This is a genomic window from Flammeovirga pectinis (genome assembly GCF_003970675.1).
GTDB lineage: Bacteria > Bacteroidota > Bacteroidia > Cytophagales > Flammeovirgaceae > Flammeovirga > Flammeovirga pectinis.
The window spans coordinates 871,249-894,975 of sequence record NZ_CP034562.1 but is presented as its reverse complement, the minus strand read 5'-3'; the positions used below and the strand labels follow the sequence as shown (position 1 = coordinate 894,975).

Below are 23,727 nucleotides of genomic sequence, written 5' to 3'. Positions count from 1 at the left end.
ATAAACAACACTTAGTCTTTTCTAAACATCCATTTAAAAATTTCTGCATAAGTAGGTTTTTTACCGTATGTAAGTAAGCCAATTCTGTAAATTCTTCCTGCAACCCAAAGTGCTGTTAAGAAACCTACAAATAACAATACCATAGATAAAATAACTTCGTAGCCAAAACCAATAAATGGCAAACGAATCATCATAACAACAGGAGAGGTGAGCGGAATTATAGACAACCAAAAGGCTAAACTACCTTGTGGGTCTGATACTATCCCTCCAGATAACGCAATTGCCAGAATTAAGGGCATTGTTACTGGCAACATAAATTGCTGTGAATCTGTTTCGTTATCTACACTTGCACCAATTGCCGCAAATAATGATGAATACATCAAGTAGGCAAATATAAAATAGTAGATAAAAGCCAGGATTGTTCCGATAAAATCAAAATTATGCATCATATAATACACTTTTGACAATCCATCTACTTCTAATTGCGGTTGACCTACAGGTTGCATTTGGGCCATTTTTGCTTCTTGTATTTGTTCGTAAGGTATTTCAACAAAGTTTGCCAAAATAGTTACAGAAATTACTCCAAGAACAATCCATAACAATAACTGCGTTAAACCTACTGCACCAACGCCAATTATTTTACCAAGCATTAATTGAAATGGCTTTACAGAAGAAACTATCACCTCTACTACTCTACTTGTCTTTTCTTCTAGTACTCCTTTCATTACCATGGTAGAATACATAAAAACAAAGAAGTAAATGATTAAACCTCCTACTATACCTACAACACTTGAAATGGCCACATTACTATCAGACTCTTCTCCAGTTTCTGTTAAGCTAATGGTCCTAATAGGTATTCTTTCTTCTAATTTATTAAGCTGAGCCTGTGTAACGCCAAGTTGTGGTAAGCGTAAATCTCGTACTCTATCAAGCAAATTTCTTTGAAGATCGCTTACTGCTTTTGCGCCAAGTCCTTTAGACTCAAACAACAGTACCCCTTCTGTATTATTTTCTGTGAAAGATGCAGGAATATATAATATCCCATCAATGTAGCCATTGTTTAAACTCTCTTTCCCTTCTTCTAAGCCACCTTCTATTTTCACAAACGAGAACGCAGAGCTTTCTTGCTTAAATGCATCTGCAAATAAATTTGATTCGTCTAAAACAGCAATTTCTTTATGTTCTCCTTCAGAAATACTTGCCCAGATAATTATTCCGTAAAACCCGATAATTAACAAAGGCCCTAGAATTGACATTACTATAAAGGACTTTTTCCTTACTCTAGTAATGTATTCTCTTTTTATAATTAGTAGTATTTTATTCATTTACTTTTTCTTCTACTGTCTTCACATTTCCATTCTGAACTGCCTCAATAAAAATATCATGCATATTGGGTATATTTTCTTGCATACCTATTACAGTAGATTTTTCTGTTGCTTCTTTTAATAAATCATTAGGACTAGCAGAAAGTAAACGAATAGTTTGTTTGTAACCATACATTACTTTTTCTGATGCCGTAACAAGCTCGTGAGGTGTTTGGGTTATTGTAACAGGTGTTGTAGTTATTAAATCAAATTGATTTGTTCTATACGCACTTTTAATATCGAATTGAGTGCCTTCTAATACTTTTTGAGATTGATTAATTAATGCAATTCTATCACATAGTTGCTCCACAGATTCCATTCTATGTGTAGAAAGAATAATTGTTGCTCCTAAATCTCTTAACCTAAAAATTTCATCTCTAATTAATTGAGCGTTTACTGGATCAAAACCAGAAAAAGGCTCATCAAGAATTAATAATTTGGGTTCATGTATTACTGTAGAAATAAACTGTACTTTTTGTTGCATCCCTTTAGAAAGGTCTTCAACATTACTTTTGTACCAAGGTTTAAGTTCTAACCTATCTAGCCAAAATTTAGTACGTGCTTTTGCTTCTTTAGAAGATAAGCCTTTTAACTGAGCTAAATATAATATTTGCTCTGCTACACCCATTTTCTTATACAACCCTCGTTCCTCTGGTAAATATCCCATTGCATATACATCTTCAGGAGATAGAGGTCTTCCTTTAAAGAAAATTTCTCCTTCTTCTGGAGTGATAATCTGAGTTATTGAACGTATAAGTGATGTTTTACCTGCTCCATTAGGTCCTAATAAACCATATATGCATTGTTCTGGAACTGATAGAGATACATTGTTAAGGGCCGTATGATTTGCGTATCGTTTAGTTATTCCTTTTACCTCGAGTATATTCAATTTTTCCGTTTCTTTTATTTTATAAAGAAAATATTGCATCTAATATAAAACATTATGCGGCAATGGACACATTTTTATGCAAAGAACATTAATTACATACACCAATTAGTTCAATTACAATAGATTATGTAAATTGTATTAGTCAATTATAAATTTAAGTTCTTGATCTACCTAAGTCAAGAATCACTATCTAAGAACTCTAAGTAAATAGAGTTTAAATAACAATAACCTAATTTTTACTATTATGACCAGATCATTAAAAGCACGCTACGGTTTTCAACGCACTGAATCAAAGCCTAAGGTAAACAGTGAACTTGAAGGCTTTGATATTAAAATCAATAGCTCCGGAGAAATTGAAAGCTCCTACACCGTAGATCAGCTAAATGAGTTTTTAAATAGAAACGTGTATGATAAGAAATTAAAAAATGAAGATGAGATAGAATAATCTTTATGTACTATATTTAATAAAAGCCTTCACTTTACATGAAGGCTTTTTTAATATTTAAATAAATTTAAATAAACCTAACTCTATAATAAGTATCATCGTTACTTAAAACATACCATTAAAATTTAACTCTATGAAGAACGCTATACAATTTTCTCTAAGCATATTATTTTCATTGTTTATTTCATCAGCTGTTGTGGCTCAAGAAAAACACACTTTACAAAGAGGTGATAAAATTGAGAAAGTTGATATTAGAGACCTTCACAATAAACCTGCAGTTACACCTGGTATTGGTGAAAAAGTAACTTTAATATTTTATCCTGATCCAGATAGCCCATCGCAGAACGATGTTTTTGTAGATGAAATAAAAAGATGGAAATTTCCTGAAGAAGAATATATGGCTTATGGTATCGTTAATTTAGCAGATTCTCCTTACCCTAATTCTGTCATTCGTTTTATGACAAGAATGGTACGTAAGCGTTCTAAACAAGAAGCAGATGCATTAATTTTAACTGACCCGAAAAGCTTAATACAAGAAGCTTGGAATACTGGAGATTGTAACAACAGTTTTGCCATACTTTTGGTTGATGCTGATGGAGAAGTTCTTTTTTGGAAAGCTGGAGCATTAGAAGCTGACGAGATTACTTTTATAATTGATGAAATAAAAAGTAATGTGTCAGAATCTCACAAATACACTGAGCAAGAAATGCAAGCATTTGATTTATAAGTAATCAAAAGTATGCTATGAATATATAAGAACAGCCACTCATTTTTACAAATGAGTGGCTGTTCTGTATTGTAGAAAATGTATTCTTCCTACTTTTTATCCAAAACGCAAGAAATCTTCCCAACGTCTTAAAAGTTCTTTCATATCCTGTGGTATTTCAGAATTAAACTGCATCCACTTTTTAGTCACAGGGTGTTCAAAACCTAGTGATCTTGCATGTAGTGCTTGTCTATGGCAAATCTTAAAATTATTCTCTACAAATGTTTTGTACTTTCCTGTACTCACACCTTTTAGAATCTTATCACCACCGTACATAGCATCAGAGAATAACGGGTGTCCAAGGTGTTTCATGTGTACACGTATTTGGTGCGTTCTTCCTGTTTCCAATTTACACTCTACTAAAGATACATATCTTAAATTCTTTAGCACTTTGTAATGTGTAATTGCATGCTTACCACGTGTGGCGCCATCTTCAAGAACAGTATAAACTCTTCTATCACTATCAGACCTTCCAATCATTGTACTTACAGTACCTTCTTCCTCTTCATCAAAAACACCCCATACAATAGCATTGTATGTTCTTTCTATTGTATGATCGTAGAATTGTTTTGAAAGATGAGTTAAAGCATGTTCTGTTTTGGCAATTACCAATAAACCAGAAGTGTCTTTATCAATTCTGTGGACTAAACCGGGTTTATCACTTCCGTTAAAAGAAGTAGGCAGGTCTTGGAAATGATACACTAGCGCATTTACTAAAGTACCTGATGTATTGTTGTAACCAGGATGTACAACCATGCCCGGCTTCTTATTTATAATCATAAGGTCATCATCTTCAAAAACAATATCCAATGGAATGTTTTGAGACTCTAACTCCGTAGACCTTGGTTTTGGCATAAATACCATCACCACATCTCCTGCTGCCACTTTGTAATTTGGTTTACTAGGCAAGCCGTTTACAAGAAAATGACCTTGTTTTAGACCGTCTTGAATTCTATTTCTTGATAGATTTGGTATTCTATCAACTAAAAATTTATCAATACGTAATGCTGTCTGTTTAGGATCAACCTCTATTCTTAATTCATCAAATTCAGCTTCAGATCTAAGATCTTCTTCTGTTAGATTAAAATCTTCTGGTCTATAGTAGCCAAAGCTATTATCATCTTTCTCGTTATCAAGTTGATTTGGTAAGGATTCTTCCCCAGACATCATATTAGTATTTTGAATATTAACTTTCTTAGTGTTTAAATTGCTCGTTCCGCTCATCTTTTTTGATCATCAAGTGTGGTTCAATAGTGTTTAAAAGGGGTTCCGGTAAAGTACCGTTAGCTATTAACAATAGTTTCAATCTTATTATCAGCGTTTAGTACATTCTCATAACATACAACGCTATCTAATATAGAATAAACCTATCAACTAATAAAAACACACATGAACTTTTAATCAAAAGTGGAATTAATTCTTATTTCAATTCAATGAATTATCAAATTAATATGATTTTATGTGTTTAATCTTCCTCCTTTGGAAGCTTAAAACCATTTTTTATAAATGCTAGGAACTCAGAAAACATTGACTTATCTGTAAAAACACTTTTTACAATACTCCAATATCCTCCTTTTACATTATGTTTTTCTGCTTTTGCCTGAGCCAAAGCAGCTTTTTCTTGTATTATTTGACGCTGCTTTTCTTCTTGGGCAGCTTTCTCTTTTTTCCAATCGTCTAAAAGCTCAGTTACTTCTTGCTTATCAGTATTGATACCTTCATAACCTACAAGATCATTAGATTTTTTATAATGCTCTTGTGCTTTATCCCATGCACCTCTTTGCTCCTGAATTAAACCTAAATTATTGTGCGCAATTGCATCTTCGGGGTCTAATTCTATCGCTTTTCTATAATCTGCAATTGCACCATCTACATCCTTCATGTTTGCTTTAACAAAAGCTCTACTAGAATATCTAAATGGATTATCTGGCTCCAACTGCTGCGATTTATCGAAATCAAGTAAGGCACGTTTAGAATTACCTTGCATGTGCAAAATTATTCCTCGGTGTGAGAAGAAATCTGCATTTAACGGATTAAGGTCTATCGCTTTATTGATATCCCCTAATGCTCCATCAAAAGCTTTCATTTTGTATCGTGCAACTGATCTATGATAGAATGCACCTACATTCTTTTTATTTTCAGCAATGACTGCATTAAAGTAAGCAACGGCTTCTGTATACTCACCCGATTTTATTAATTCTAATCCCTGACTGTACTCTTCCATGATAATTATTTCTGTGTAATAACACACACATCGAGTTAAATCTCTTAATCTATTGTTCTAACTATTTGACAAATACAGTTGTTCTACAATTCTTCAAGTTTCTTACTCAATTTTTGCATTAAATGAGAGGAAACTTCAATATCTTGTCTGTTTTGATCAAAGAACCCTTGCATTTCTGTTATATAATCCATGAATAAGTCTCTATCACGAGTTTGAATGATATCAAATAACTTATTCATTTCATCCCTAAAAATACGCACAACTTCAAATACAAATTCATTTCGCATCTGAATATCTGCATAAAGCATAGGGTTTTGCATTACATATCTTGTGTAGAAAACGATAAAGATACGATATGGAGGTGATGCAACACTCTTAATATCTTCAAAATCTTCATTATAACGTGCCATTGTTTTAGCAGATACAAAAACATTGAAGTGATTTAGCCCCTGAACGAGTCCCATCAGCTTATCGTGCTTAATGTATTCAACATCTTTAACAACTCCTTTATCTTGAACAAAGAGATTTTTTAATGCTTTTTCTAAATCATCGGCTCCATCGTTGTAATTAAACAAAACTACATTTCCATCAAAGCTTTTGATCTGTGGGCTAAACATTGGGTGAATAGAACAATATCTAGGTAGCACATCAGAATAAATTTGTCGTAAAGATTGATATTTTTCTACAACAAACTTTTTCACTGAACATATCTCTACCAAGTACTTGTCATCTAGTGCTGGAAAGACCTCTTCCATTACATTAGACATGGCTGAAATAGGCACTGCAAGTACCACAATATCAGCCCAATTGGCTAATTGAATATTTGATTCGAATTCACTTTTTTCGTCTGTAGAAGAGAAGCGTGTTTCTATGCCTTGAGCGCGAAAATAATTCACTACCCAACTACCTAAACCTTGGCTTCCTCCGACAACTCCTATTTTTTGCTTGATCAGTTCCACAATTATCTCACTCAGATTTTATATATTCGTTAAATTACTCCGTATTTGAAGTTTCAAACGCATTACTTTTTGCAATCAACGTGCAAAAGTACGTATTTCATTTATTATTTGGGAGTAGAAGTAACGTGAAGTGACACAATGGCGATGACTTTTGATTATTTTATGCCTGTAGACTGTACAGGAAACACATTAGATGAGTACTTATCTGAGGCTTGGTTTAGAGATGGACCAATGATGTCTAGGTACGAGATGATTTATTTTAGAGATCATGTCTATTCTATTGTGCCCATTCGTGTCGAATTGAAAAACTTTAAGTTTTCTAAGAATCAAAGAAAATTAATTCGAAAGAATAAAGATTTTACAGTAAAGATACAGCCTTTGGAGATTACTCCAGAGAAAGAAAAGATGTACGCAGAGCACAAAGGACGATTCCAGTCTCCAAATTCTCCTACATCATTAAAAAATTATTTTCTTGAAGAAGGAAATGAAGATTCTCCGTTCGAAACTTGGGAACTACAAATTCTTGATGGCGAACATTTAGCTGCAATTTCTTTTATGGATATTGGAGAAGAATCTATCTGTAGTATTCTTGCTCTTTTTGACCCTGAATATAGTAAGCAAAGTTTAGGTATTACAAGTATGCTTTTTGAAATTGAGTATGCACAAATGTCTAATAAAAAGTTTTACTACCCAGGGTATGTTCTTGATGAAGACTCTGTTTTTGATTACAAAAAAAGATTAGATAGCCTTTTCTATTTTTCTTGGGATGATTTTAAATGGCACAAATGGGAGAAGTTCGATATAGAAAAATCTCAGAATATCATTTTACGCTCAAAATTAAATGATATTGTAGTGGCAAGCGGTAAATTGAGTGAGAACAAATTAGAACTTATTCAAAACGAGGCTTTCTTCTATAATATATGGCACAATACTTTTGATGTTTCTAGTGTTATCCCCTCTCCTCTTTACCTTGAGTGGGAATCTCCTTGGTTTCATCAGATTACTGTAAATTATGAGTTCGACCATCAGGAAGAGAAATATCATTATTTGCTAAAACATCATCAACAAGAACTTGGGGAGTCTGAAGAGGCCGAAATAATTACCGAGAACTTACAAAAGTGGATGATGAAGATTAGAAACTCAGCAATTATCCAACAACAAAATTTATATTTATTAGAAGAGCTTTTATTTGAGCAAGGTATACAAACCGATTTCACTAAGATGTTTTCTAACGGTAATAAATTAGATGGCTTTATAGAATTGGCTGTAGAAGGAAAACACCTTACTATGTACATTTCTTACTACGTGAATCAGAAGGTATTTACTATGCAAGCTTCTAATGATTTAAGGGATATTACTGTTGATTCTTTTGGTACAGCAAGAGATTGTGCTAGAGCTATTGGAGAGTGGTTCTACCGTAAAACACTAAGCCTAGTTTTGTAAGGCAGGTTAATTGATGTATTTTTATAGTATTGATCAAAAGAACAAGGAAATTCCTTTGTTCCAAAAACCGTACTATGAAAAAGAACATACTCTATTTTTTGTTTCTAGTTTTAAGTCTATTTGTTGGTTGTGATAGCAATAGCAAACACAATAAAACAGTGTCTGCTGAAGATCCTATTAAACTTTATGATTTAGACAGTACGGTAGCTCCTCAGAATAATTTTTACTTATATGCCAATGGTGGTTGGCTAAAAAATGCAGATATTCCTAAAGACCGAGGTAGTTGGGGAAATTACACCTCTTTACGACTTAGAAATAACTTATTACAGAAAGAACTTTTAGAAACAGGATACAATTCTAATGAATATCCTAAAGATTCTAACCAAGATAAAGCAATCAATTTCTTTCATATAGGAATGGATTCTGCACAAGTTGAACAAAAAGGAAAAGAGTACTTGCTGGCCCTTCTAGAAAAAATTGAAGACATAGATACCTATTTTGATCTTCAGCATGTAATTACTCTTTTACATCAACATCAAATAAACCCATTCTTTAAACCTACTGTTTTTCAAGATTTACACTCCAATAAACGTCTTGTTTTGTATTTCGAACTGTCTGGTATTAGTATTCATAATACAGACTTTTATGCTTTGCAAGATTCTAATTCTATTCACTTAAGAGTAGATTATGTAAAGCACATCAGTAATATGTTTAAACTAATTGGCTATACTGGTGAAAAGGCTTTAAGTACTGCTAAAACTGCATACATGGTAGAGGAAAACATTGCAGAGCAATACAACTTATCTATTACAAACCATAACCATAAAAACTACTACAACCCTAAATCTACTAAAGAACTTACCGATATTTGCCAAACAATTATATGGAAAGAGTACCTTAAAGATATAGGTTCCGAAACAGATACTGTGGTAGTTACAAATACTACTTATTTTTCTAGTATTGATGCTATCATATTAAAAAATGGATTGCCAAAAATAAAGAATTATCTAAAATGGCGATTAATACATTTTTCTGCACCTTACCTTCCGTACGCTTTTGTAGAAGAAGATTTTAAGTATTTTGGAAAGAAGAGAGATGGTTTATTAAAGCAACCTCCAAGATGGAAATCTGTTTTAGCAGCTACAAATAAAAGTGTTGGGTTTGCTGTAGGTGAAATGTACATTGCACAACATTTTAACCCAGACTCTAAGGTAATTATTGGCGAAATGATCCAGAATATTAAGCAGTATGCTTATAACTATTTTGATAAAGTAGAATGGATGGATCCTTTAACCAAAAAAATGGCAAAAAAGAAAGTGAAAGCTTTAACTGTAAAAGTGGGTTACCCTGATAAATTCCCTTCTTATAAAGCATTGGAACTCTCTAACAATTATTTAAAAAATGTATTAAAAGGAAATGCTTGGAATTTTAAATCAAAAATTAACCAATCGAATACTGATAGGAGTCCTAAAAAATGGATTATCACACCACAAACAGTAAATGCATATTACCATACCTTGTACAATGAATTTGTAATTACTGCAGGTATTTTACAACCTCCTTTTTTTTATATTGATGCTGACATTGCCATTAATTATGGGGCTATAGGTACTGTAATAGCACACGAGATTACACATGGTTTTGATAATATTGGAAGAGAATATAATGCAGATGGCAAGAGCCAAAATTGGTGGAGTGCTAAAGATTATTATGCTTTTAAAGACAGGACTAAAAGGCTTATAGATCAGTTTAATAAATATGAGCCGATTCCGGGTGTACATGTAAACGGTAACCTTACTTTAAATGAAAACATTGCTGATTTAAGTGGCTTATCTCTTGCATACAATACATTTGAGCAACAATATTCTTACGAGGTAGCCCCATCAAATAAAATTAATGGTTTTACAGCACAGCAAAGATTCTTTTTGTCTTGGGCAACTTTATGGCGCTCAAAAACAAGAGCTGAAGTTATGAGAACAAAACTGTTAACAGAAACCCACTCTCCAGGAGAATTTAGAGTTAATGGTCCGCTTTCTAACTTCACTCCTTTTTACAATGCTTTTAATGTAGAAAAAGGAGATAAAATGTGGCGTTCTGAAAATGATAGAGTGGTGATTTGGTAAGGTTTAATTATTAATGATTGGTATATAAATCAATAATTAACATATCATATTTTATTCGTTTGTTGCTAAATCCTTTATCAATCATAAAAGCACGTTTCGCTCTTATATATTTAATCTGAGACCAATAAATAAATGGTTCATTCTCAAATTTCACCCCTAGATCATTAATTATAATTTTAGTTGATCTATCAAAACATTTCACTAGAGGAAAAAAGATTAAGAGTAAAAAGAATGGTATGATAAAAATATTTTGAAGGAAAAATAAAGAAAAATCATACTGAGATAAAACAATTCTATTTATGAAATAATATGACAATAGAATAAATACAAAGAAAATTGAAATAGATAACAACTTCTTTTTACTCAAAAAAATATTGAAAGGTGCATCATTTAATAACGAAAAATCTTGTTCATTTAAGTAACATGATTTTTCATAAATGCTGGCAGAGCAAATCTCGGTTCAGCATCACTTGCTCCTGCAATGCCAATCCCAAATATCAATGAAGATAAAAAAAGGATATTCCAATATTTATTTTGGAAGTTAATTATTCTGCCTATACCTCTAATTACAAAAAATCCTAAGGTAAACCATAAAAGGGTAACTAAAATAAGAATTAAACAAATAGGATATTCATTTTATAAATCAATTTCGTTTAAAACTCTTCCTCAACATCGTTATCCAATCTATAAATAGCATCGTCTACGGCATTGTAGCAGGTTTGAGATTCAAAACCTTTTCCGGCAAGATATTGTAATGTCTTTCCTTTTACAATATGAGCTTCTTCTCCTTTTTCCCTAAGGTGTTCAATTTTTTTGCTTGCTAGTTTTAAAGCTACCTCTTGGTACTCTTCTTCTTTTATTTCAGAAAGTGCTTTATTACCTATTTCTTGGGGAACACCCTTTTGATAGAGTGCCATCATTATTTTCCGTTTACCCCATTTGTTCCCCCTAAATTTCCCTCTAACAAAAGAAGCTGCATATCGCTCCTCGTCCCAGAATTTATTGTCTTTTAACCAAGCAAATACTTCAGGCCAATCTTCATAGGAGTATTCCCATTTTTGTAACCTATTTTGTATTTCTTGGCGACATCTATCCTGATACGAACAATATGCAGCTATTTTAGGTAAAACTTGTTTAAAAGTATACTCCACTTAAAAATCTCTTTTTATAACAACTTCGCTTTATTGACAGACTTTTGAGAGACACTATAGAACTCTTTAAAGATATCAAACGCTTTCTCTCCTTCTGCCCTTGTTGGTTTAGAATAAGTTCCGTCTTCGTTCATCACAAAGCTATTCATGTTATCTTTTAGATTGTATTCTAAAATATTAATTGCTTCTTTTCTACAAAGTGGGTCTACAATTTCAAACTGAGATTCTATTCTTCTATCAAAAGAACGGCTCATAGCATCAGCACTACCACCGTAAACTATTGGGTCTCCATTATTATGGAAATAGAATAATCGTGTATGTTCTAAATAATCTCCCACGATCGACTTTACAGAAATATTTTCGCTTAAACCTTCTCTACCTGGTCTAATACAGCAAATCCCTCTAATTATTAAGTCAATTTTAACCCCTGCCTGAGAAGCTAAATACAACGAATCCATTAATTTTTCATCTTGCAGAGAATTTACTTTTATAACAATACGAGAGGCTAAGCCATCTTTTGCATTCTTTGCTTCTTGCTCTATTAGGTGTATAAAACCTTTACGCATTTGGCGAGGGGCCGTTAATAATTTATTGTATTTCTTAGGCTGAGAATGTCCTGTTATTGCATTAAAGAACTCAGAAACATCTTCACCGTATGCCTCTTTAGTAGTAACAAGACCAATATCTGTATATAATTTAGCAGTAGACTCATTGTAATTACCACTTCCTAAATGCACATAACGTCTTACCTTGTCGCCTTCATTTCTTACTACAAGCATTAATTTTGTATGCGTTTTTACAGCAGACATACCATAAATAACAAAACAACCTGCTACTTGTAATTTCTTGGCTTCATTCAAGTTATTCTCTTCATCAAAACGTGCTTTCACTTCGAACAAAGCAGATACTTGTTTTCCACTTTCTACTGCTCTTAGTAATGCTTTTGTTACCCTAGAATCTTTAGCTAAACGATAAATTGTCATTTTTATCGCCATTACTTTCGGGTCGTCTGCGGCAGCTTCTAATAACTCTAACATTGTATCAGGGCTATTGTATGGGTGGTGCAACAGAATATCTTGTTTCTTTAAACGATCAAAAATATTATCGCTATCTCCTCTTTTAAAAGATTGTAAAGCTACTGGTGTAGAATAATTTGGAGAAGATGGTTGCAGGTAAGCAAATGCTTTATGCCCAACAATTTGCCAGAAACGAGTAAAATCAAGATGAACTGGAGACTCGAAGATATTGTCCTCATCTAGATCAAAACGTTCCATTAAGATCTCACGAAGTAGTGGGTTGGGATCTTTAGTGATCTCCATTCTTACTACTCGTCCTGTTTTTCTTGTTCTTAATTTTGATTTCAGCTCGTTTAAGAAATCTGTATCTAGATCATCACTTTCGTCTAAAGTAAAATCACCATTTCTAGTAATTCTAAATAAATCAACGGATTCTATATCTACGTTTCTAAATAAACGTGTAATATATGCTTCTATAATCTCTTCGATTGGTACAAATACCCAATAATCTTCTCTTTCTATCTGGTAATATTTTGGAAGCGTTTTTGGTATCTGAACAAACGATATTTTTCTTCTATTTCCTGTTTCTTCCCTCTTATCGTGTGTTATCACACCAAAAATCATTAAAAGATTATTTAGTACGGGGAAGGCATGGTAAGTATCGTAAACCATTGGTGTTAACAACGGGAAGATCATTTTGCTAAAGTAGTTTTCTACAATATCTTGCTCATCCTCTGTTAACTCACTTACTTTAGATATTTTAAATCCATTGTCTTCAAACTGAGGAGCCAATTCTTTTTGAATAAGCTCAAACTGCATTTTTGTAAACTCATGAATATCTAAAAATAATTTCTCTTTAAACTGATCTTCACGTAATCCAGAATAATCTAACCTTCGCTTACCAAAATCAATATAATTATATAATGAGCCAATTCGAATCATGAAAAACTCATCAAAATTTGATGCTGTAATAGCTAAAAACTTTAAACGTTCGAAAACTGTTCTCGAAGGCATTTGAGCTTGAGCCAATACTCTATAATTAAATTGAAGCCAACTAAGGTCTCTACTTATGTAGTTACTACTATTTATTAATGCGGATATTTTATCGTGATTGACCATTTTTTAGCGTTGTGTATTTTAAAGAGTGACTATGGGTGATTTCTATTTCAAAAATACGATTTATATTTATTTATAATAGTGAGTAAACAGAAGAATTTTCAGATTATTTATACAGACTAGGCTTTTGATTTGTAATTTGTGAGCTAATTTAAACTACAAGCAATGAAAAAAATATTACTATCTCTATTTTTCATTTTACAAATAGGTGTCTGTATTGGTCAGAATTCTATATTAATTCTTCCATATACCCCAGAAGAAGAGTCTTTGTGTGATAATTATTTTTATTACAACAACAAGATGGCTATTGCTGCGCTAGAAGAAGTGTATAAATACAATGCGTATAGAGTAATTGATACCAAAGCACCAATGCAAGAAATTAAAGCAAAAAACGTTTGTAGTTTATCCAATAACGAGGTAAGACAGATGTTGTTAGGTGGTTGGCAAAATACGTATGTAGAGGTGGCTTATAAACTCCATAAAACTACAAAAGGGAATTATATGGATTTGTATCTTTTTTATAAAGATGCCGCAACACATAAAGCCTTAGTCACTTTTAAGAAAACGTCTTCAAAGCGGTATTCTTCGGATATTAAATCATTTACCAACGAGATTTTTGAAACACATTTTAATGCATTTATAAAAGAATGTAATTGGGCAAAATCAAATGGCAAAGAAACTGATCTGTCTACTTTATTAATACCTTCTATCGCTCCTCCAAATTCATCAAAAAAAGAAATAAAACCTTTAAAGCAACCTAAAGGAAGTAAAGTAGAAGAAGTAAAGGTAGCTACTGTTGTAACAGAAACGTTTCCACTAAGTGATGTGGATCAGAATATACCAAAAAACAATAGGGTAAACGAAAATGCCGTAGCTGTTGTAATTGGCAACAGAACCTATAGAAATGCTGATGTGCCAGAAGTAAAATATGCTATTAACGATGCGCTTATTGTAAAACAATACCTTATTTCTACTTTAGGATTTAAAGAAGGGAATATCATTTTTAAAGAAGATGCTACACAAGCAGATTTTAATGCCATTTTTGGTATTAATGGCAATCCAAAAGGCAAACTCTACAATTACGTGAAACCAAATGTCTCTGATGTTTATATTTTTTATTCTGGACACGGTGCACCCAACCCAGAAACAAATAAAGGTTACTTTGTACCAGTAGACACAGACCCTTCTTTAATACAATTTAATGGTTATTCTCTTGCTACATTCTATGAAAACCTAGGGGCTGTTCCATACAAAAACCTTACGGTAATTATAGATGCTTGTTTTAGTGGTGCATCTGAAGGTGGAATGTTACTAAAAAGTATATCACCTGTTTTTATTAAGACAGAAAATAAAGTTTTAAAAGACGAAAATGCTGTTGTTTTAACATCGGCTGCATCAGAACAAGTTTCTTCTTGGTACAACGAAAAATACCACTCTCTATTTACCTATTATTATTTAAAAGGAATACAGGGTGCTGCAGATAAAAATAACGACGGTATTGTTGATGTAAAAGAAATGAAAGCCTACCTAACAGATAATGTAACTTATATGGCTAGGCGATTAAACAACAGAGAACAAACTCCAGAAATTATAGGAAGCGAAGAGATTCGACTTAATTAGTGGGAATTTTGCATTTTTAAGGAAATACTTTTGATATTCTCATAATACCTACCCAATTTTGAAGAATATTTAATTATCAACTGTCTATACAAGCATTGGCGTGACTTGTATGGTCTATTTAGTGAGCGATGAGACAAAAATTACTGAGAGACGGTGCTAATGAACTTAGCTATGAAATCCGTGGTATTGTAAAGAAAGCTGACAAACTGAAAACGTTAGGTCAGAAAATTTATTGGGAGAATATCGGTGATCCGATCCAAAAAAATGCAGAAATGCCTAAATGGATGCGTGATATTATTGCCGGTCTTCTAAATGAAAATGGCTCTTTTGGCTATTGTCATTCTAAAGGTGTTCTTGAGACAAGAGAATTCCTTGCAGATAAAACGAATGCTTTAAAAGGTACTCAAATTACTGCAGAAGATATCCTTTTCTTTAATGGACTAGGTGATGCAATTTCTAAGTTGTATCAATTTTTATTACCAACATCTAGAATAATTGGTCCCTCTCCTGCTTATTCTACGCACTCATCTGCAGAAGCCGCCCACGCCAATACAACGCCTTTAACATACAAACTCGATCCGGAAAACCATTGGTATCCAGATATGGACGATTTGTATCTTCAGATAAAATATAATCCAAACATTGTAGGTATCTTAATTATCAATCCAGATAATCCTACAGGTATGGTTTACCCTACAGAAATTTTAGAACGCTTTGTAGCAATAGCAAAAGAATTTAATCTGTTTTTAGTATCAGATGAAATCTATTCTAATGTAACTTACAATGGTGCTAAAGCTCATATGTTAGCAGAATACATTGAAGACGTTCCTGGAATTGCTCTTAAAGGAATTTCTAAAGAATTTCCATGGCCTGGTTCTAGATGTGGATGGATGGAGTATTACAACAGAGATAATGACATTCAGTTTAATGCACTCTGCCAAACACTTGATAACGCCAAAATGATTGAGGTGTGCTCTACAAAGTTACCTCAAATGGCTATTCCTAGAATTATGACCGATAAGCGCTACCTACCTTACAGAGAGGAAGCAAATAAAGCGATTGGTAGAAGAGCAGAAATTATTGCCAATCTTTTAGGCGATTTACCTCAGCTTACATTTAATAAAACATACGGAGCCTTTTATAATACCATCATTTTTAAGAAAGGGGTATTAAAAGAAGGTCAAGAACTACAAATAAACAACCCTAAAGTAGCAGAAATGCTTTCTTCTTGGATAGAAGAAAAGATGCCACTCGATAAACGCTTTGTGTATTATCTATTGGCAGCAAAAGGTGTTTGTGTAGTTCCTATTTCTTCTTTCTGCTCGGAACTTCAAGGTTTTAGAGTAACGCTATTAGAAGAAAATGAAGAGTTATTAGAAGAAACTTTTACGCATATCCGAGAGGCAGTGCTTGAATATTGTAAATAATAAAAGTTCTCAAATTTATTTTAATGACTATCCACTATCGATCTTTCGGTAGTGGATTTTTTTATGAACAAATTATTAACTCAAACAACTTTAACGTGTTTTTTAAAATCAACAATACTAACAATTACATATCACCAAATTTTATTTTTTAATTAAGAAAACATCAAAAATAATACATCATAAACTCGACAAAAAAATAGTGCTTTATTTTAGAAAAGAAGAGAAAAAGAATACAATACAGTAAATATTCATTCAAACTGATGTAACATTCAATAACTACTTTTGCAGCATCAAAATAACAAACAAAAGCATTGATCTTATCTAAAGATTAAAACCAATTTTAAAAACTTTCAACCAATTATGAAATCAGTTTATTACCTAATTTTTACGGTATTCTTTTGCGGAATATCCTTTCAGAACTACGCTCAAAATAATGGCAGTATTGAAGGAAAAGTTATCGACCCTTCTGGAGACGCATTACCTTACGCACAAGTCACTTTAGAAAATACAGCCTTTGGAGTAGTAACAGATGCAGATGGCAACTATTCTATTAAAAATGTACCGTATGGAGAATACATTATCTCTGCCTATTACTTAGGCTTTGATAAAGAGAATGTATCTATTTCGTTACAGTCTGCAACATTTAAATTGCAGATAAAAATGCAATCTGATATTACCGAATTGGATGGTGTTACCGTTTATGGTGAATACACCAAAGGGCAAGCAAAATCTTTAAACGAGCAAAAGAATGCAATTGGAATAAAAAATATTGTATCGTCTGAACAGTTCTCTACAATGCCAGATAGAAACGGAGCTGAAGCATTACAAAGAATACCTGGTATTTCTATTGTTAGAAACCGAGGAGAAGGGCAAAATATTCAGATTAGAGGAATGGCTTCGGAGTACAATCAAGTACAAATGAATGGAACGCCAATGCCTGGTGGAGAAGAAAGCAGAGGAGCCGCTCTAGACTTTATGTCTGCAGATATCATGGAATCAATAGAAATAAAGAAAACATTAACGCCAGATATGGATGGTGGTGCAATTGGTGGTGCTGTCAATTTTTCATTAAAAGATGCTCCTTCAGAATTGTCTATCAAAGGTGTTACAAGTGGTGGTAAAAACTTTCATGCAGACCCTTTTAATGATGGCTGGGGACTTGGGCAGCAAAACCATAGTTTGTATATCGGTAACCGCTTTTTTAATGATAAGCTAGGCATTTTTGCTACAGGTAACTACTACCAAACAAATAGAGGTACTGTATTAGAAGAGTACACTTTAAACGATGATGATCAATTGTCTAGAAAACGTTGGAATGATTATGATGTAAGAAGAATACGTTACGGTTACAATGTTGGCATGGATTATCAATTTAATAAAGACCATACTATTAGAGCATCTTACAATTCTAACTTTTTTAATGATGATAGAAGAAGAGGAAGAACCAATTTTAACTATGATTATGTTGATAACAGTCCTGACGCTTCTCTTTCTAAATTCTCTGAAGATAGAGAAACGCAAACTCGTGCAAAAAGAACAGTAATGGATATGTTTGGTATTGGTGGTGACCATACTTTTAAAAATGGAATTACTTTAGATTATAAAGCCACTCATATTGTTACTACTGTTGACGAACCTGATGGAACACAATACTACTTTACTAGAAATGTTGGTGTTGATAAAATTGAAGGAATGGATCCTTGGGGGTTAGATGGAACGATGAAGATTGACCCTAACAACTTACTAGAAATGAATAAACCTGTGCGTTTAGATACCAAGGAAAATCAAGAAATAGACAACTCATTTGTGATAAACGCTTCCGTACCTTTCAAGTTTTTAGGAGAGCAATCTACTTTATCTTCTGGTTATAAACTTTGGCATAAAGACAAAACCAATACGGCAAGAAGGTATATGCAACAAAATAATGAGTCTATTTATATGCAAACAGGTACATTCTACAGAAGAGATTTAAGGTTTACAGATAGTGAATATCAAAATCTACCTTTAGATGCCCCTACTGAAGTGTACAGTATTAGAAACCAGAATTACCAAGCAGATGAGATGATAAACGCTGCCTATTTGATAGCTGACCTACAATGGACATCAAAGTTTAATACGCTTATTGGTGCTAGAGTGGAACATACAAAAAACGGGTATAGTTTTGATGAATTCAATGAAGACAACGGGGATTATATACGTACACTTTCTGATAACTCAGATTATATAAATATACTCCCCTCTATAAATGCGGTTTATAGATTTGATGAACGAACATCTCTAAAAGCAGCTGTTGCACAAGGATTAAGTAGACCTTCTTTTACATCTTTAATACCTAGAGAGGTTATAGACGATGAGAATTATACGATTAGTTTAAGTAACCCAAACCTTAAGCCTGTTACGTCTACCAATTTTGATTTTATTTTTGAGCGATATACTTCAAATATGGGTTATTTTACCTTTGGTATGTTTGCAAAATTCTTAGAAAACCAGATTTACACGTCTAAAAATATAGAAGAAAGAGATGGCCAACAATGGGAAATTTCTAAGCCAGAAAATGGTGGCAGTTCTCATTTATATGGTTTTGAAGTGGCCTACAATAAAAACCTAAAAGACTTAAACATTCCTATGTTTAAATGGGTAAACATTATGGCTAATTATACTTTCACACTCTCAGAACAAGAGCTTGAAGACGGTAGAACTGTTGTAATGGGAAATAGCCCTAGAGACATGGCCAATGTAATCTTAACTTACGATAATCCTAAAAATGGTTTCATGATTGCCCTTGCAGGTAATTACAGAGGACCGCTATTAATTAGCGTTGCTGACAGAGAAGATAGAGATGTTTATTTTAATTCTCAGTTTCATTTAGACCTTTCTGCAAGTTACCATATCAACAATTCATTTACGGTCTTTACACAGATGAATAACCTGACAAACCAAATGGAAATAGAAACTTACGGCAACCCAATTGATCAACCCATTTTACACCAAACGGAGCAATACGGCCCAACCGTTACTGTAGGTTTAAAGTTTGAATTATAATTACTTATCCAATCATGAAATACTTATTATCAGTTCTATTATTTACTGTAGTAATTAATAGTTTACTTGCTCAGTCTACAGCAACAATTAAAATATTTGATGCCCCACATGCAAGACAAGCCGTATGTGCAGACAGTAGTTTCTTTTATGTAATTGACAATGCCACCATTATTAAAAGAGACCGAAAAGAGGGCTTAGAAATTAAAAGTTGGTCTGATGATAGATTACACCATTTAAATAGTGGATTTATTAAAGATTCTTTGCTGTATTGTGCACATTCTAATTACCCTCAAATACCAATGCATAGCTCTATAGAAATTTGGAACACACATACATTAGAGCATGTTGGTACACATAGTTTTGGCATTGAAAATGGGTCTTGTACATGGGTAGTCGAAAAAGATAATTTCTATTATGTTATGTTTGCCCACTATAATAATGAGGGTAAGAAACAGAAAAATAGAGATGTATCATGGACTCAATTAATTAAATATGATAAAGAATGGAGAAGAGTTGCAGGTTGGGTTCTTCCAAAAGATTTAATTGATAAAGTTTCGCCTTACAGTATCTCTGGTGGAATATTATTAGAAGATGGAAGACTACTATGTACGCATCATCATTTTAAAGAATTATACATTTTGTCCTTTCCTGAAATGGGAAGTGAGTTAATTTATGAAGCTACTATTTCTACAGAAATAAGAGGGCAAGGTATTTATTTAGATACTGACGGCTATTTATGGGGAATAGATAAAAAAGAGAGAAAAGTTATTCAAACTCTATTACCACAACTCTTATAAAAAATCGAAAGGCTATTACAAGAATCAACTCTCGTAATAGCCTTAATTATGTAATAATTAATTGAAAACTAGTTTAATCTCTTCTCTAATTTTCTATCAATAGCATCTTTATTTTCTACTTTACCAAAAGGCAAGTTAACACCAAAACGCAAGTTTGCAGTCTTTGCTTTATCCCATTGTAAACCCGCAGTAATTAAATTATCTGAAACAACATACATTTGGAAACCAGGAAAGCCAAAAGATACTAATGCACCAACGTTAGCATAACTTGCTTTATCCATTGTATAACTTAATCCTAAACCGAAGAACTTACCAAATTGCTTGTCAATAGATAAAGTTAAAGATGGATAATATTCTCCTTCATAAAATGTTTGAGAGAACAAAGCACCTGCTGTTGAATGTTGCCAAACCTCATAAGTAGCCGCTAAGTTTACTGTAGTTGGCAAAGTTGTATTTTTGCTATCGGTTCCATCAGTTGGTTTAAAAACCAATGAATCGGAGAACGTAGGGAAACTATCGTCTGTTTCGCCATTTAAGATATCAGTTGGGTTCATACCTGAGTACGAAAGATCTGCTAAAGAAGCATTGTAATTGTATTTTCTATCATCTTGCCAGAAAATAGCCCCTAAGTTTCTTACTGAAGCCTCAAAAGTTAATTTCTCATCGTACTGATAAACAGCACCTAAATCTACTGCGAAACCAACATTAGAAAATTCTGATAGTGAATTTAAAGGTTCCTCATCATCAATATCAATCTGTCCGTCAGCATCAACAATATCTCCAAGTCCATTTGCTTCTATATCAACATTACCTGAAATATCTATTGGCATATTTGCTCCATCACCTTGTAATAATGAACCATTAATTTTTGCTTTAATATTGTATGTACCAAACATTAATTTCATTCTAGCACCTATTACAAATTTATCATTTACTTTATAGTTACCACCCAAAGAAATATCATAAAATGCGTAGATATTGGCTATAGAATTAAAATCTTGAGTATTTCCTAAAGTCCCTTCTTGGGCTGGCCCTTTTAATACTGTTTTAAATAAGTCTTTAGAGTACGTTAAATGCTCATAAGAAGATACATTTGCCGTAAGATTTACCCCAAATCTATCCTTCTGGAAGTAAATACCAAATAGTTCTGATGATACAGAAGAATACTGTTCGTTTGTTTTATCAAGCTTATTTAAAAAGCCATCAATATCAAGGTACGTTTTGTTATTCTCTTGGTAAGTTACATCATCTAGATTAAACTGGTTGTACACATTTGCAGAAATATTAGTAACTGGAAACGATACAGACCATTTGTATTCAGACTTCTTCGCAGGGTTATATTGAATAGCTTGTGGTACACTATTCATGAAGTAAAGTGTATTTACTTGCTGTGCAAAACTACTCGTATTGCTTATAAACAAAACAGCAGTGCTAATGAGTATATATTTTAATAATTTCATATTAGTTTCTTTACAAATTGAAGAGGTTGTTATTATTCAGAGTCAGGGTCGATGGTTGCATTCAGCAATAATCCCATTTCTAAAGTCATGGTCTGACTATCCAAAATTAATACAGGATCTAGAGTAGAGTTCGTTGTATCTGCATCGGCTTGTAAACCAAATGCGATATCAATATAACCTGCATTCAAAATGGCTTGAACCTGTTCTTGTGTAAGACTTGTTTCTAAATAGTTTTCAGTCTCTTGTGCATTCTCTCCATTTGCATCTGTAGTAGCTGCTTCTATTAATGAGTTGCCTAATTGACCTCCATTAACTGGAATAACAGCAGTAATAGATCCATTTTCAGAAGTTTTAGTAGTTAGAATCATAGAACCACTAATTGGTAATCTATTGTTTACTTGAGTTCTTAAAGTTGCTACATTAATATCTTGAATTTCTGAAGAAAAATCTAAATCCATAGAAGAACCACTATTGTACGTCATTCCAGTAAATCCAATATGTAATGGTAATCTAGTAGAAAACACTGCTTGTACATGATCTTCATTACTAAAGAATATCTCCGATCCTGGAGGTACATCGTAACTCGCTTGACCACCAAACTGTATTTGTGTTGGTCTTGCACTTAGTATTGCTCCTGCATCACACATAAATTTTGATGTAATAGTAGGGTCATCAAAATCTACTGCTGGAGATACATTAATTACTTGCGAACAACCGACAACATTGTCTGCATCATTTTTATTAGAATTAAACGAAACAGGAATGGTAGAATTTTCTGTAATAGCAATCATTCCACCTGTCGAACCAGAACCTAAATCCAAGCCAACAGTAGCTCCAATTGGATTATTAAATTGAAAATTTATAGTTGGGTTCGCGAAAGCAATGTCTGCTCCTGCTGGAAAGATATCACTCAAATAATCTGTATCAACAGTTTCATTTGGGATATCGAAAGATGCATCACTTAAACCTGATGGAAATAATAATTTTAATCTATCTGTAGCATTCGATCTAGATAAACTAATACTCGATAAAGAACCTGATGCTGTTCCTGAACCATCAACCAATGTAAGTGTTAATGTTGGAGTTTGCGACATATCAAATTCAATAGAAGCTAAATCTATAGCTGTTCTTATGTCAGCGCCTGCAGAACTTGCTAAGATTGTATTTGTCTCGGTAAGCGTTGTGCTAGTACCATTTCTTAAAACATTTGATAAAGACATGGTAAACTGATCACCTGCATTACCAGAATATTCTACAATCATATTCCCTTCTTCAAATCTTAAATAAGATACAGAGGCAATTTCATTTTGCAATTCAATACAATAATCTGCTCCTGCACAATTTGAAGGATCTGTTGTAAAACCAAGGCTAACTCCTCCTGCAGGAAACGGAACACTTACCCCCGTAATTGGGTTTGGAAAATCGATACTAAAGAAATCATCAGTATTTGTACTACCAAACGCTTTTACAATATCATCTGTAGAAGCGACTTCCATTGTATCTGTAAAAGAAAAAAAGATGGTATCGTTCTCTACAACTACATTGTCTACATCTTGTTGTGATAATAGTTGTTTAAACCCCACGTCTCCATTTAAAATTGGTATGCCTACAGCATAATCTTCTAATGGAGGAATAATAATCTCATCTAATTTTGGTCCACATGCTAATAGAGTTGAAGACAACAACGCAAAAGAAAGGTACTTTCGCGGATAAAGATTCTTGAAATTCATAATAAATAGTTTACTTTTTATGTCAGTCTGAAAACATTCAACATTCAATCTCAATAATTGGGTAATCAAATTATTGTTAATTGAAGTTAAGACAATATTTGAAGCTGAGTTAGTTTTTATTAAAATACTACAATTTTGTAATAAATACTTACAAC

General features: G+C 33.0%; 17 protein-coding genes. 8 read left to right on the top strand and 9 right to left on the bottom strand.

Going from position 1 to position 23,727, the window contains the following annotated elements; all coding sequences use genetic code 11:
- Window positions 1–11: 11 nt before the first annotated feature.
- The gene (locus EI427_RS03730; protein WP_126611765.1) at window positions 12–1,325 is read right to left on the bottom strand and encodes an ABC transporter permease; all 1,314 of its coding nucleotides are present in this window, start codon (window positions 1,323–1,325) and stop codon (window positions 12–14) included.
- On the bottom strand, window positions 1,318–2,292 hold the full coding sequence (locus tag EI427_RS03725) for an ABC transporter ATP-binding protein (protein ID WP_126611763.1): 975 nt from the start codon (window positions 2,290–2,292) through the stop codon (window positions 1,318–1,320). Before EI427_RS03725 ends, EI427_RS03730 begins: the two co-directional genes overlap by 8 nt.
- Before the next feature lie 205 nt (window positions 2,293–2,497).
- On the opposite strand from EI427_RS03725, the gene EI427_RS03720 reads away from it, so the two are divergent.
- Both EI427_RS03720 and EI427_RS03715 read left to right on the top strand, forming a co-directional pair.
- Window positions 2,498–2,698, top strand: a complete 201-nt coding sequence (locus tag EI427_RS03720) for a hypothetical protein (protein WP_126611761.1) — start codon at window positions 2,498–2,500, stop codon at window positions 2,696–2,698.
- A gap of 133 nt (window positions 2,699–2,831) precedes the next feature.
- Window positions 2,832–3,425, top strand: coding sequence for a YtfJ family protein (locus tag EI427_RS03715; protein WP_126611759.1), 594 nt, complete (start codon window positions 2,832–2,834; stop codon window positions 3,423–3,425).
- A gap of 96 nt (window positions 3,426–3,521) precedes the next feature.
- On the opposite strand, the gene EI427_RS03710 is transcribed toward EI427_RS03715, so the two are convergent.
- From EI427_RS03710 to EI427_RS03700, 3 genes are all read right to left on the bottom strand, one after another.
- Complete coding sequence (locus EI427_RS03710) at window positions 3,522–4,688, bottom strand: RluA family pseudouridine synthase (RefSeq protein ID WP_240655352.1); 1,167 nt, start codon at window positions 4,686–4,688, stop codon at window positions 3,522–3,524.
- Window positions 4,689–4,929: 241 nt separating this feature from the next.
- A complete protein-coding gene (locus tag EI427_RS03705; protein ID WP_126611757.1) occupies window positions 4,930–5,688 on the bottom strand; it encodes a tetratricopeptide repeat protein in 759 nt (252 codons plus the stop codon).
- 83 nt (window positions 5,689–5,771) lie between these two features.
- On the bottom strand, window positions 5,772–6,647 hold the full coding sequence (locus tag EI427_RS03700) for a prephenate dehydrogenase/arogenate dehydrogenase family protein (RefSeq protein ID WP_170178386.1): 876 nt from the start codon (window positions 6,645–6,647) through the stop codon (window positions 5,772–5,774).
- Window positions 6,648–6,785: 138 nt separating this feature from the next.
- Here EI427_RS03700 and EI427_RS03695 point away from each other — a divergent pair, with 138 nt between their 5' ends.
- Together EI427_RS03695 and EI427_RS03690 are read left to right on the top strand one after the other, a co-directional pair.
- Complete coding sequence (locus EI427_RS03695; protein ID WP_126611753.1) at window positions 6,786–8,090, top strand: hypothetical protein; 1,305 nt, start codon at window positions 6,786–6,788, stop codon at window positions 8,088–8,090.
- 74 nt (window positions 8,091–8,164) lie between these two features.
- Window positions 8,165–10,213, top strand: a complete 2,049-nt coding sequence (locus EI427_RS03690) for a M13 family metallopeptidase (protein ID WP_126611751.1) — start codon at window positions 8,165–8,167, stop codon at window positions 10,211–10,213.
- 653 nt (window positions 10,214–10,866) lie between these two features.
- Here EI427_RS03690 and EI427_RS03685 read toward each other — a convergent pair.
- Window positions 10,867–11,364 carry a regulatory protein RecX gene (locus EI427_RS03685; RefSeq protein ID WP_126611749.1) on the bottom strand — a complete coding sequence of 166 codons (498 nt, stop codon included), beginning with the start codon at window positions 11,362–11,364 and terminating at the stop codon, window positions 10,867–10,869.
- A 14-nt stretch (window positions 11,365–11,378) separates the two neighbouring features.
- Window positions 11,379–13,499: a polyphosphate kinase 1 gene (gene ppk1 / locus EI427_RS03680; RefSeq protein WP_126611747.1), complete on the bottom strand. Its 2,121-nt coding sequence runs from the start codon at window positions 13,497–13,499 to the stop codon at window positions 11,379–11,381.
- A gap of 162 nt (window positions 13,500–13,661) precedes the next feature.
- Between ppk1 and EI427_RS03675 the strand changes: the two genes are divergently transcribed.
- From EI427_RS03675 to EI427_RS03660, 4 genes are all read left to right on the top strand, one after another.
- On the top strand, window positions 13,662–15,116 hold the full coding sequence (locus EI427_RS03675; protein ID WP_126611745.1) for a caspase family protein: 1,455 nt from the start codon (window positions 13,662–13,664) through the stop codon (window positions 15,114–15,116).
- A gap of 128 nt (window positions 15,117–15,244) precedes the next feature.
- On the top strand, window positions 15,245–16,543 hold the full coding sequence (locus tag EI427_RS03670; protein WP_126611743.1) for a pyridoxal phosphate-dependent aminotransferase: 1,299 nt from the start codon (window positions 15,245–15,247) through the stop codon (window positions 16,541–16,543).
- Window positions 16,544–16,903: 360 nt separating this feature from the next.
- Entirely contained in the window at window positions 16,904–19,585 is a 2,682-nt protein-coding gene (locus tag EI427_RS03665; RefSeq protein ID WP_126611741.1) for a TonB-dependent receptor, read from the top strand.
- Between the two features lie 14 nt (window positions 19,586–19,599).
- Complete coding sequence (locus tag EI427_RS03660; RefSeq protein WP_126611739.1) at window positions 19,600–20,382, top strand: hypothetical protein; 783 nt, start codon at window positions 19,600–19,602, stop codon at window positions 20,380–20,382.
- A gap of 68 nt (window positions 20,383–20,450) precedes the next feature.
- Here EI427_RS03660 and EI427_RS03655 read toward each other — a convergent pair whose 3' ends face one another.
- Window positions 20,451–21,842 (bottom strand): DUF5723 family protein, encoded by a 1,392-nt coding sequence (locus EI427_RS03655; RefSeq protein WP_126611737.1) that lies wholly within the window; start codon window positions 21,840–21,842, stop codon window positions 20,451–20,453.
- Between the two features lie 32 nt (window positions 21,843–21,874).
- Complete coding sequence (locus EI427_RS03650; RefSeq protein ID WP_126611735.1) at window positions 21,875–23,572, bottom strand: hypothetical protein; 1,698 nt, start codon at window positions 23,570–23,572, stop codon at window positions 21,875–21,877.
- Window positions 23,573–23,727: the final 155 nt, after the last annotated feature.